This window comes from Delftia sp. ZNC0008 (assembly GCF_000799035.1).
Lineage (GTDB): Bacteria > Pseudomonadota > Gammaproteobacteria > Burkholderiales > Burkholderiaceae_C > Comamonas > Comamonas tsuruhatensis.
On record NZ_JTKZ01000852.1, the window covers coordinates 1 to 11182 of the forward strand.

Genomic DNA, 11182 nt, shown 5'->3' on the forward strand with positions numbered 1-11182 from the left:
GACGCCTGGCCCAGCCAGCCGCTGACCGTGGTGGTGCCCTTCTCGCCAGGCGGCAGCGTGGACGTGGCCGCACGCCTGGTCATGCCGAGGCTGGCCGAGCGGCTGCACCAGCCCGTGATCATAGAGAACACGGTGGGCGCCTCGGGCACCATCGCCACCCAGCGTGTCATCAAGGCCCGGCCCGACGGGCACACCGTGCTGTTTGGCGTGGCCAGCTGCGTGCTGATCGCGCCGCTGGTCTCGCCAGAACGCTTTCGCTATGACGGCCTCAGGGAGCTGCTGCCCGTGGCGCCCGTGGCCTCTTCGGCCTTCGTGCTGGCAGGCCGCCCCGACCTGCCGGCCGCCACGGCGGCCGAGCTGGTGCAGCTGTCACGCCAGCAACCGGGCCGGTTGACCGTGGGCACCGACGGCGTGGGCACCAGCCTGCACCTGACGGCCGAAATGCTCCAGCAGCAGGCCGGCCTGTCATGGACGCATGTGCCCTACAAATCCGGCCCGCAGGCGCTGACCGAGCTGGCAGGCGGGCAGATCGACCTGGCCGTGCTGCCCGTGGCCCTGGTCCAGTCCTTCGTGCGCGAGGGCAAGCTGCGCGGCCTGGGGGTGACATCGCGCCAGCGGGCCGCCACCTTGCCGCAGACACCCAGCCTGTCGGACACGGCGGTCTGGCAGGCGTTCGATGTCGAAGCCTGGCAAGGCCTGCTGCTGCCAGCCCGCACCGATGCCCGCATTGCAGAGCGCCTGGCCCGGGAGACCGCCGCCGTGCTGGCCGAGCCGGACTTGGTGCGCAAGCTGGCCGAGGCCGGCTTCAAGCCCATGGTCATGGAGCAAGCCCAGTTCACCGCCCACCTGCAAAGGGAGAGAAAGCTGCTGGAGGCCACCGTGCAGGCCGCCCGCCTGCAAGGCACAGGCTGACCCGGCCAGGCCAGGCCAGGCCCGGCGCTGCTTGCGGTGCTACTGCAGGGCGCCGGGCGAGACAAACGAGAGGCCGGCCATCTGCACCAGGGTCCGGCCCCGGGTCAACGGGTAGGAGGGCGAAGGAGACAACGCGCGCGGCTGCAGCCGGAAAAAAGCCTTGCCGCCACAGCGCTGGCCCAGCATCTCGAACTCGGCGCCTTCCAGGCGGCAATCCACCTGCAGGCCCGGTGCAGGCTCATGGGCGATGCCAGACAGCTGCGACAGGCGCTGCAGCGCATCGGGCTCGGGCAGCACGGTGGTTTCGGCGCTGCCATCGACATGCTGGACATGCACGGGCCGGCCAGCCAGGACCTTGAGCGGATACACCAGTTCCAGGCCCGCCCGCCCGGCGCGCAGGCCTCGCTGCAGGCCGCCGTCGACATCCCCCTGGGCACGCGCCCAGCACGTGAAGCTCAGTCCGCGCGCCGAACCCACGATGCGCACGCGCCAGGCCAGGCTCAGCTCCTCGCAGTCCACCACCGTTTCGTAGAAGGCCTCGAAGCGGCCGGCCCGCTCGCGCAGGCTCAGTTCGCCCGCGCCATGCACACAGCGGTCACCTTGTCCGTCGCGCGCCACAAAGGCCATGGAGCGCAGGATGTCGACGCCGCCATAGCGGACATTGCGCAGGCCGCCGTCGGCCAGTTCGGCGCGGAGTGGGCCGGCCTGCAACTGGCGGGGGCCGGACTGCAGACGCCTATCCCAGCCTTGCGCAGACACCACGATGCCAGCGCCCTCGGGCCCGTTGCCGGCGATTTCAGCGAACCATTGGTTCATATTTGCACCCTTGTCCATTCCGAGCATGGATGCCGATGCTATGGACGATCGGTGCGCATGAATAACGATGTTTTCTGTCACTCGTCGTGAGCTGCACTCACAAGCGGTCAGGCATTCCGGCATCAGTCCGGGGGGCCGGGGCGCCGCTCAAGGCCTGCGGGGCCTGTTGCGGCTCCAGCACCGTGCAGTTGCGGCCCTGGGCCTTGCCTCGGTACAGCGCCGCATCGGCGCGCGCGATGGTGGCCTCCACCGATTCGCCCGTGCGGTACTGCGCTGCGCCCAGCGTGCAGGTGACGCGGGCGCCCTCGCCCAGGGTGTGCGTCCACGGAGCCTCGGCAATGCGCAGGCGCAGGCGCTCCAGCAATTCGCCGGCCTGGGCAAGGCCGGTGTCCGGCAGCACCAGCAGGAATTCCTCGCCGCCATAGCGGCCCACGCCATCTGTACTGCGCAGCTGCGACTTCAGCAGCGCGCCGAAAGCGCGCAACACGCGATCGCCGCCTTCATGGCCAAAGCTGTCGTTGATGCGCTTGAAGTGATCTATGTCCAGCAACGCCACGCACAGCACCTCGCCACGCTCCTGGGCGGCGGTGCGCACTTCGTGCAGCCGCTCCATCACGCCGCGCCGATTGCTGACGCCGGTCAGGTCGTCATGGCGCAGCAAGGCCTCGATCTGCGCCAGCGCAGCGGCCAGCTTGTCATTGGCGATGCCCAGCCGGTACTGCATGCTGCGAAAGAAGGTCGCCTGCACGCTGCAGCGCACCACGGCTCCCAGCACCACGCCGAAGGCCAGCAGCTGGCCCGCAGCCGTGTCCGTGGTCATGCGCATCAGCGGACCCCGCCAGCAGATGATGGCGGCCACGGCAACGAGGGTGCCTATCCACGTCAGCCAGAAGCTGGTGCGGCTGCGCGCGAGAAAACCGTCGGCGCTGAAGGCGATCAGCATCACCATCGACTGGAACGCCAGCGCGGGTGCCGCCATGACCATGCCCAGCACGCCGATGATGGACACCAGCTGGTGCGTGAGGAACATGCCCGGATCGCGCAGCTTGTGGCACCAGTCGCTGGCATAGGCCCAGGTGATGAAGCCCATGCCGGCCGCCACCCACAGTCCATAGCCCAGCACCACGGGCCAGGGCGCGTAGCCGGCCCATGCATGGCCCAGGAACAGCAGCAGCGCATAGAGATGGCTGAGCAGCACGGAGATGTGCAGCTGCCAGGTGCGGCGTTTCCAGCGCTCCAGGTGCAGCGCCTCGTCCACCAGCGGTGACGCCGGCTTCGGCCCCCAAAGGAGGCGGTCGGGAAGATTCCGGGAAATGGAGGAAAGCACGGGCATGCAATGAAGCGCGGCGGGCCGGCGGCCCCGATGGGCGCCCATTGTGACCGCATCCGGGAAATCCCGAGGAGCGCGCTCCCCCGCAGGGGATGAACAGGCCCTATCGCAGGCTGTGCGTCTAGGACGCGCGCGGCGGCCGCACATCCTCGGCCACCACGATCTGGTTGCGCCCGCAGGCGCGGCCATGCAACAGGGCTGCCTCGGCCCGCTGCACCAGCCGCTCCGAGGTCTCGCCCGCCTGGAACTCCGCCACGGCCAGGGTCAGGGTCAGCGGGTCCTTGTCGGGATCGGGGATGGGCGTTTCGCTCCAGCGCTGCTGGCGCACACCCTCGCGCACGCGCTGCAGTGCCCAGACGGCCTGGACCGAGGCGGTATCGGGCATCACCAGCATGAAGGTGTCGTCGCGGTAGCGGCCTATGCCGTCCACGGTGCGCAGATGCGTGACCAGCAGGCCGCTGAGCATGAGCAGCACGCGGTCCTGCAGCGAGGGGCCCTTGTAGGCCTGGTGAACACCCACGCGCTCCACCCACGGGTCCAGCTCCAGCAGCACCACGCAAAACGGCTCGGGCTTGCGGGCATGGCGTTCGCGCAGGCCATCGACGACATCCATCAATCGCGCGTAATTGGCCACGCCGGTGAGTGTGTCGCGCCCCGTGGGCAATTGCAGCGAGCCCACGCGTTTTTGCAACTGCTGCACATCGTCGGCCAGTTGGCCGCAATAGCTCGACAGCTGCGCCAGCTCCTCGGTGTACTGGCGCTGCATGCGGCTCAGCGCCTGCCACAGCGCCAGCGCATGCACGGCCAGCGGCAGCAGCACGCTGGCCAGCCACAGGATGCGCACGGCGACCGGGCCCGGCGCCATCTGCGGCATGGGCCTGGCCACCACCACGGCGCAGAGCATGGCCAGCATGGCGCACAGCACCACCACCTGGCCCGTGGGCAGATGCAGCGCCTGCTCGCGCTCGCCATCCCAGGGCAGCCAGGCGACGGCCGCCAGCCACAGCAGGGCACAAGCCCAGGCCAGGGTCGGCTGCCATGCCGCCAGCAGCAAGGCCATCGTGGCCTGTATCCAGCCATGGCCGCGCAGCGTCCGGGTCAGCGGCAAGCCGGCTGCATGGCAGCGCCAGATCCAGGCCATGCCGGCCAATGACGACAGCGCGGCGTAGGCCGCCCATGCTTTCCATGAAGAAGGGCCCGCCAGCACATGACCTGCCAGAAGGGCCGCCCCCACGGCCCAGGCCGCAAGGGGAAGGACATGGGCGGACCCGCCGGCCGGTGGGTGGGCGGGTTGCGCTGGCGTGTGTTGTGGGGGATACGGCAGCTGGCGTGACATGGCATCCTCGCTGAAGACATCTGCGCCCCGGCCGAGCGCGCAAGCCATGGTGTACCACAACCCCGTGCAGCTTCAAGGGGCTTGGAGCCCCTGACGGCCAGGCCGGCTCAGCCTGGCGCCGGCCCGGGCTCCTGCGCCCGGGGCAGCACCGCGCCCGCCTTTCTGCTGTGGCCATCGGCCTGGGCGCCGCAGCTGTGGCAAAAGCGTACAAAGGCGCTCTTGCGGGTGCTGCAGCTGCCGCAGCGGTCGAACAGGCCGATGCCGCAGTGGGGACAGAAGTCGATGGCGCCGTCCTTCAGATCCACGGGGCGCTCGCAGCCCGGGCACACGCCCTTGGCCAGGCGGGCCAGGGCCACGTCGTAGCCCAGTTCCTGGCGCCGCTGCGTCTCCGGCAGCGATTCCTGCTGCTTTTGCCTTTCAAGATAGCGGTTCAGGCCCAGGATGGCCGCGCGCCCCAGCAGCACCGTCACCACGATACCGACCACATAGCGCACGTAGCCGCCGTAGTCGGGCAGGTACGGCACAAGTTCAACGAAGAAAGCGAACAGCGCAAAGAAGATGAATCCCCAGACGAAGGGCCACCAGGTGCTCTTGCGCTGTTTGGCGAACAGCCAGCCGGCCGCCAGCAGCAGCGGCAGGGTCAGCGCCAGGCGGTAGAGAAAGACACGCAGCTCGACGGCGCGCATCTCCGTGCGCCAGGATTCCATGGCACCGTCGCGCAGATCGTCCCATTGGCGGTTGGCCGCGTCCAGGCGCTGGCGTGCCTGCAGGCTAGCGTCCTGCAGCCGCTCCACGGAGGCGCGCGCCGTGTTCTCTTCCTGCTTGATGGCATCCAGCGCCTGGGTGCGTGACAGCAGCTCGCTGTCCTGCTCGGGCCGGGCCGTGGCGCGGCGCGTGGCCACCCAGTTGTCGAAGGTCTCGCGCGCCGAGCGGTAGCGCGCCTGCGTGGCCTGGTACTTGAGGCGCGCATTCTCCAGCGCCGTCTCCGCCTTGTCGTGATCGGCATCGGCGGCCTTGATCTCGGCCTTGACGGGCTCGGCCGCAGCGGGCGCGATGAAATCCTCCACCGTGCGCGGCGACTCGACCTGGGGCAGATCCCCCACCACCAGCCCGCCCAGGCCGATGAGGAAGGACGCGAACACCACCGCCACCAGCCACAGGCCTCGGCGGAACCATTTCTCGGGCAGACGCAAGGCCTTGCTCATGGGGAAACTCCTGTTTCAGTGGCCTGCGGCCGAGGAAGACCGCAGGCGGAGGAAGAGCCGGTCCGGCTCAGGGCAGCACGCGCACCGGACCCGCCAGCTGGCTGCGCTGCAGCCACTGCGTCACCGACTCCACGGTCACGGTCTCTATGCGGCTGGCATAGCGCTTGTCGTTGGGATGGTCGTCGAAGGCGATGTTGGCGGCCGTCACGCGCCCGCCCAGCCGCGACAGCGCGCGGATGACCAGCACGCCCGGCTCGTAGCCCTTGAACTGCAGCCAGGCCTGGGCCTGCTGGCGCCGCTGCACGGTGGCCGGCTCCATGGCGGCGGCCAGGGTTTCGGTGGCCCACTGGTTGGACTGCTGGTAGCGCTGGCCCCAGGCATAGCTGACCATGCTGTAGGGCTCGTGCTGCAGGCGCAGCACGGTCTGGGGCTGGGTCAGAAAGGTCCACAGCGCCTGCTGCACGGCGGGCGTGGGCACCTGAACGCCGGCCTCGTAGCGCCACAGGTCGTCCAGAAAGAACTCGCCCAGGCCCTGGCGGTAGACATGGCCGCCGGCCGTGCCGCATTCGTTGAGCTTGTGCGCCACGCGCCAGGGGCCTTCGGGGGTCCTGTAGGCCCAGCCGTAGTGCGAGTAGTGCAGGTCGTACTTGCTCAGGTCCTGGCCCACGCGCGCCAGCAGCACGACACGGGTGCCGTTCTTCGCGTACTCGGCATCCAGCGCCTGCGAGGTGCGCTGGGCAAGGTCCAGCCCCTTTTGCAGGGACTGGGGCGTGAGGGGCTTGTCCTCGCAGCTGCGCCCTGCATGGGCCGTGCCCAGCGCGGCGGCCAGCAGCAGACCCAGGCAGGCGGCACGGGCTGCAGGGGAAGGAGAAAGCGGCGGTTTCATGGCGGGCATCACAGGCGTTCGTTGTGCAGCAGGGCCTTGCCCATCTCGTTGGGGATGAAGGCCAGCACCTTGCCGGCCGCCGAGATGATGACGCCCGTGCCGATCACGCTGCAGGTCAGCACCGTGCCCACGGCGTAAGCCGAGGCGGAGGCGCCCCGCCCCACCACTTCCACGCTGGCCTGGGCGCCGTCGGAGGCACGCTCCAGCAGGTAGACCGTGCCCGTGGCCGAGGCCTGCACTGCCTTCACGGTCAGCACCGCGCCGCCCACCGACAAAGCGGCAGGCACGGCCACCACGGCGCCAGCGGCCGCCGAAGCCACCGAAGCCGTGCCCACCACGGAGGCCACGGGCAGCATGGACAGCGCCACCGAGGCCTCGCTTTGCGCATGGGCTGGCGCCATGGCCAGGGCTGCGCACAGCGCACCAGCGGCCAGCAGGGCACGCGGCAGGCGCGCGAAAACGGATTGGTTGACCATCATTGCTTGGACTCCTGGAAATGCGGGGAAGGGGTGGACATCACTCGGCGTCGGCCGGTTGCGCGGCCTCGCGGCGGCCATGCATGCGGGCCTGCGCCAGGTCGGCCTCGTGGCGGTCACGCAGCATCTTGGCCAGCGTGAAGGCGGTGGTGATGAGATAGAGCCAGCTCACGCCCAGGAAGGCCTTGTAGGTCACGTTGATGTCCATGCTCACCAGCCCCCAGCCGGTCAGCGCCATGGACACGGCAAAGCCGCCCCAGACCACCAGCCTCCACATGGGCGTGTCGCCTGCGCCGCTGCGGCCGCCCTCGTTGTCCCGCACGAACTTGGCCAGCACGAAGGCGGCCGAGAGGCAGAACACATAGCCCATCACCATGAAGGCCTGCTCCAGCTGCTCGCCGGGCAGCCATGCCAGGCCGATGGCGCACAGCGAGACCGCAATGCCGAACGACACCCACACCTGCAGTTGCCAGGCCCGGGTATCACGCTGAACGACGATGGGAGAAGAGGACATTTGCCGAGGTGCCCCTCAAGGGCATTGGTTGAACACGGGACGCATGGTGCCCAGACGTAACTTGCGTGTCTGCATTCAACCGTAACAGTGGCCAGACACAGGCCATCGAGTATCTTCAAACGGTACTTTTCAAGTTTTTGACTGTTGTTTACACCCCAAAAAGTTCCTGCATGTGACACCAGCACACAGGACATCGGGCACGGCACCTGGGCGACAGGAACCCTGCGGCGCGCCACAGACAATGCGCCCACCCCGGCTGCAGTGCAGCGGGCAATCGCACGTTCGCCACGCTGATTGATGGAGATCTCCCATGACCAAACCCTTTGACCTCGTCGTCCACGGCGCCACCGGCTTCACGGGCCGGCTGGTGGTGGAGTACCTGCTCAGGCGCTACCCCGCAGGCAGCGGCCTGCGCTGGGCCATGGGCGGGCGCAATGCCGCCAAGCTCGCGGCCGTGCGCGACGAGCTGGGCGCGCCCGCCGATACCCCGCTGGTGGTGACCGACACCGGCAATCCCGCAAGCCTGCAGGCGCTGATGGAGCAGGCCCGCCTGGTGCTGACCACGGTGGGCCCCTACCAGCTCTACGGCAACGAACTCGTGGCCGCCTGCGCCCGCGCCGGCGTGGACTATGTGGACCTGTGCGGCGAGCCAGCGTGGATGCGCCAGATGATCGATGCCCACGAGGCCGCAGCCCGGGCCAGCGGCGCGCGCATCGTGTTCTCCTGCGGCTTCGATTCCATTCCCTTCGACCTGGGCGTGTTCATGCTGCAGCGAGAGATGCAGGCCCGCTTCGGCCAGCCCGCCCAGCGCGTGCGGGGCCGGGTGCGCAAGATGAAGGGCACCTTCTCGGGCGGCACGGCCGCCAGCCTCAAGGCCACCATGGCGGCGGCCGCCGCCCAGCCGGGCGTGCTGGATCTGCTGCGCAATCCGTTCTCGCTCACGCCGGGCTTCGAGGGCCCGCGCCAGCCCTCGGGCAGCAAACCCATGGTGGACGAGGTGCTGGGCCTGTGGGTGGCGCCCTTCGTGATGGCGGCCATCAACACGCGCAACGTGCACCGCTCCAACTTTCTGCTGGGCCATGCCTATGGCGCCGACTTTGTCTACGACGAGATGATGGTCACAGGCGCGGGCGAAAAGGGCGAGGCCCTGGCCAACGCCGTGGCGGCCGACAAGTCGCTGGGCGCGGACGACGGCCCCAAGCCTGGCGAGGGGCCATCGCGCGAAGAGCGTGAATCGGGCTTCTACGACGTGCTGTTCATCGGCACCGACACGGCCGGCCACAGCCTGCGCGTGGGCGTCAAGGGCGACCGCGATCCGGGCTACGGCTCCACGTCCAAGATGATTACCGAGGCCGCCGTCTGCCTGCTGCAGGACGCCCCGGACACGCCCGGCGGCATCTGGACCACGGCGCCTGCCATGGGCGACGCGCTCATCGCCAGGCTCAAGGCCAATGCCGGCCTGAGCTTCACGGTGGAGGAACAGAACCCCTCTTAGGCCGCCAGCAGCCGCTGCACGCGCTCGCGCAGCAGCGCGGGCTGCACCTCGGTCTGGGCCATGGGCTGGCCCACGTTCAGGCCCACACGGTTGAACAGGCCACGGCGGAAGGGCCGCACCATGGCGCCGCCCTGCTCGATGCGGCTGAAGTACGAGCCCCAGAGATTGGTCAGCGCCATGGGGACCACGGGCACCTGCAGGGCATCGGCCTGGGCGCGCTCGACGATCTTCATGATGCCGCCACGGAACTCCTGCAGCTGCCCGTCGCGCGTGATGCCGCCCTCGGGGAAGATGGCCAGCAGGTCGCCCTCGCGCAGCACCTGGGCGGCGCGCTCGAACGCAGCCTCGTAGGTGGCGGGATCTTCCTTCTGGGGCGCGACGGGGATGGCCTTGGCCAGGCGGAACAGCCAGCCCAGCAGGGGCACGCGGAAGATGCGGTGGTCCATCAGGAAGTAGATGGGCCGGGGGCTGGCGGCCATGAGCAGCACGGCATCGACAAAGCTCACATGGTTGCAGGCCAGGATGGCCGCGCCGGTGGCCGGGATGTGCTCGTCGCCCTGCACCTTGAAGCGGTACACGAAGCGCGAGACCACCCAGGCCACGAAGCGCAGCAGGTACTCGGGCACCAGCAAGAAGATGTAGGCCGCCACCACGGCATTGGCAATGCCCGTGATCAGGAACACCTGGGGAATGCTGAAACCTGCGGCCAGCAGCGCGCCGGCCAGCACGCTGGAGGCGATCATGAACAGCGCGTTGAGGATGTTGTTGGCCGCGATGATGCGCGCGCGGTGCGTGGGCTGGCTGCGCATCTGGATCAGCGCGTACATGGGCACGCTGTAGATGCCGGCCGACAGGGCCAGCATGCCCAGGTCGGCCATCACGCGCCAGTGCGCGGGCTGGGCAAAGAAGGCACCCACGCCCATCAGCTCGGAGGCCGGCAGTGCGCGCGAGGCAAAGAACAGGTCCACGGCGAACACGCTCATGCCGATGGCGCCCAGCGGCACCAGGCCGATCTCCACATGGCGGCGGCTGAACACCTCGCACAGCAGCGATCCCGTGCCGATGCCCACCGAGAACACCACCAGCAGCAGCGAGGCCACATGCTCGTCGCCATGGAGCACCTCCTTGGCAAAGCTGGGGAACTGGGCGAGGAACACGGCGCCGAAGAACCACATCCAGCTGATGCCCAGCAGCGAGCGGAACACGGCGGGCTGCTCGCGGGCCAGCTGCAGGTTGCGCCAGGTTTCGGTGAAGGGGTTCCAGTTGATGACCAGGTGCGGATCGGTGGCCGGCGCATTGGGGATGAACTGCGCAAAGATCCGCCCGATCACCGCCAGCGCCAGGCAGGCCACGGCCACCTGCAGATGGCCCACCTCGGGCACGGCCACCAGCAGGCCGCCGGCCACGTTGCCCAGCAAGATGGCCACGAAGGTGCCCATCTCCACCATGCCGTTGCCGCCCGTCAGCTCGCGCTCGCTGAGCACCTGGGGCAGGTAGGCGAACTTCACGGGGCCGAACAGCGTGGAGTGCAGGCCCATCAGGAAGACGCAGCCCAGCAGCAAGGGCACATTGGCCTGGATGAAGCCCCAGGCGGCCAGCGCCATGATGGCGATCTCCAGGTTCTTGACCAGGCGGAACATGCGCGTCTTGTCCCACTTGTCCGTCAGCTGGCCTGAGGTGGCCGAGAACAGCAGGAACGGCAGGATGAACAGCGCCCCGATCACCAGCCCCGCCATGGCCGAAGGCAGCCAGGAGACGCTGAGCTGGTAGGTCACCATCACGGTGAGCGCGAACTTGAACAGGTTGTCGTTGGCCGCCCCGGAAAACTGCGTCCAGAAGAACGGCGCAAAGCGCCGCTGGCCCAGCAGGGCGAACTGGTTGGGGTGCTCGTGCGCGGCCGATGGCACGGCGCCGGCCGTTGCGGTGGGGGCAGACGGGCTGCCGGTCTCTTGCTGGAACATCTTGTCTTCCCTCAACGGTTGGTGGCGCCGCCGTGGCCGCACGCATCGGCGCACATTGTGCCCGTACTGGCCATGCGCGCCGTGCCGGCCGCACGCAGCGCGGTGATCACGGGCAGGGCGGCGGCGGCCGCCACCACATGCTTGAGGCTGTGGCCGGACACCAGCCCGGCTGTGGCCTCGAAGACGGCCGCATCGCCCCACTCCAGCAGCTTGGCCGCGCCATACCAGGCGATCACCACGCCCAGACGCGG

At 69.0% G+C, this 11182-nt stretch carries 10 protein-coding genes and 1 pseudogene; 2 read left to right on the forward strand and 9 right to left on the reverse strand.

All coding sequences use genetic code 11. The annotated features are described in order from the left end of the window. Positions 1–912: Bug family tripartite tricarboxylate transporter substrate binding protein (locus L995_RS27375; protein ID WP_047474492.1), on the forward strand; the 912-nt coding region annotated here is incomplete at its 5' end. Positions 913–951: 39 nt separating this feature from the next. On the opposite strand, the gene L995_RS27380 is transcribed toward L995_RS27375, so the two are convergent. The 7 genes from L995_RS27380 to L995_RS27410 form a co-directional block, all read right to left on the reverse strand. Then, on the reverse strand, positions 952–1728 hold the full coding sequence (locus L995_RS27380) for a hypothetical protein (RefSeq protein ID WP_231574546.1): 777 nt from the start codon (positions 1726–1728) through the stop codon (positions 952–954). A gap of 97 nt (positions 1729–1825) precedes the next feature. Beyond that, the gene (locus L995_RS27385) at positions 1826–2986 is read right to left on the reverse strand and encodes a GGDEF domain-containing protein (RefSeq protein ID WP_223275271.1); all 1161 of its coding nucleotides are present in this window, start codon (positions 2984–2986) and stop codon (positions 1826–1828) included. Between the two features lie 193 nt (positions 2987–3179). Then, complete coding sequence (locus L995_RS27390) at positions 3180–4442, reverse strand: GGDEF domain-containing protein (RefSeq protein ID WP_231574547.1); 1263 nt, start codon at positions 4440–4442, stop codon at positions 3180–3182. A 59-nt stretch (positions 4443–4501) separates the two neighbouring features. Then, positions 4502–5599 carry a zinc ribbon domain-containing protein gene (locus L995_RS27395; RefSeq protein WP_047474496.1) on the reverse strand — a complete coding sequence of 366 codons (1098 nt, stop codon included), beginning with the start codon at positions 5597–5599 and terminating at the stop codon, positions 4502–4504. Between the two features lie 67 nt (positions 5600–5666). Further along, positions 5667–6485: a DUF2145 domain-containing protein gene (locus L995_RS27400; RefSeq protein ID WP_026062678.1), complete on the reverse strand. Its 819-nt coding sequence runs from the start codon at positions 6483–6485 to the stop codon at positions 5667–5669. An 8-nt stretch (positions 6486–6493) separates the two neighbouring features. Beyond that, entirely contained in the window at positions 6494–6964 is a 471-nt protein-coding gene (locus tag L995_RS27405) for a hypothetical protein (RefSeq protein WP_016454497.1), read from the reverse strand. 37 nt (positions 6965–7001) lie between these two features. Next, entirely contained in the window at positions 7002–7475 is a 474-nt protein-coding gene (locus tag L995_RS27410; protein WP_047474500.1) for a YiaA/YiaB family inner membrane protein, read from the reverse strand. A 310-nt stretch (positions 7476–7785) separates the two neighbouring features. Between L995_RS27410 and L995_RS27415 the strand changes: the two genes are divergently transcribed. After that, positions 7786–8970 carry a saccharopine dehydrogenase family protein gene (locus L995_RS27415; RefSeq protein ID WP_017406532.1) on the forward strand — a complete coding sequence of 395 codons (1185 nt, stop codon included), beginning with the start codon at positions 7786–7788 and terminating at the stop codon, positions 8968–8970. Here L995_RS27415 and L995_RS27420 read toward each other — a convergent pair. Both L995_RS27420 and L995_RS27425 read right to left on the reverse strand, forming a co-directional pair. Then, positions 8967–10931: an MFS transporter gene (locus tag L995_RS27420; protein ID WP_047474506.1), complete on the reverse strand. Its 1965-nt coding sequence runs from the start codon at positions 10929–10931 to the stop codon at positions 8967–8969. The genes L995_RS27415 and L995_RS27420 overlap by 4 nt on opposite strands. Before the next feature lie 11 nt (positions 10932–10942). Next, positions 10943–11182: pseudogene (locus tag L995_RS27425) on the reverse strand (hypothetical protein); the annotation flags it as partial.

Bases quoted from the DNA above. Each gene is read 5' to 3' on its own strand.
- L995_RS27380 (WP_231574546.1), bottom strand. From the start codon at position 1,728: ATGAACCAATGGTTCGCTGAAATCGCCGGCAACGGGCCCGAGGGCGCT.
- L995_RS27390 (WP_231574547.1), bottom strand. From the start codon at position 4,442: ATGGCTTGCGCGCTCGGCCGGGGCGCAGATGTCTTCAGCGAGGATGCC.
- L995_RS27395 (WP_047474496.1), bottom strand. From the start codon at position 5,599: ATGAGCAAGGCCTTGCGTCTGCCCGAGAAATGGTTCCGCCGAGGCCTG.
- L995_RS27400 (WP_026062678.1), bottom strand. From the start codon at position 6,485: ATGAAACCGCCGCTTTCTCCTTCCCCTGCAGCCCGTGCCGCCTGCCTG.
- L995_RS27415 (WP_017406532.1), top strand. From the start codon at position 7,786: ATGACCAAACCCTTTGACCTCGTCGTCCACGGCGCCACCGGCTTCACG.
- L995_RS27405 (WP_016454497.1), bottom strand. From the start codon at position 6,964: ATGATGGTCAACCAATCCGTTTTCGCGCGCCTGCCGCGTGCCCTGCTG.
- L995_RS27410 (WP_047474500.1), bottom strand. From the start codon at position 7,475: ATGTCCTCTTCTCCCATCGTCGTTCAGCGTGATACCCGGGCCTGGCAA.
- L995_RS27420 (WP_047474506.1), bottom strand. From the start codon at position 10,931: ATGTTCCAGCAAGAGACCGGCAGCCCGTCTGCCCCCACCGCAACGGCC.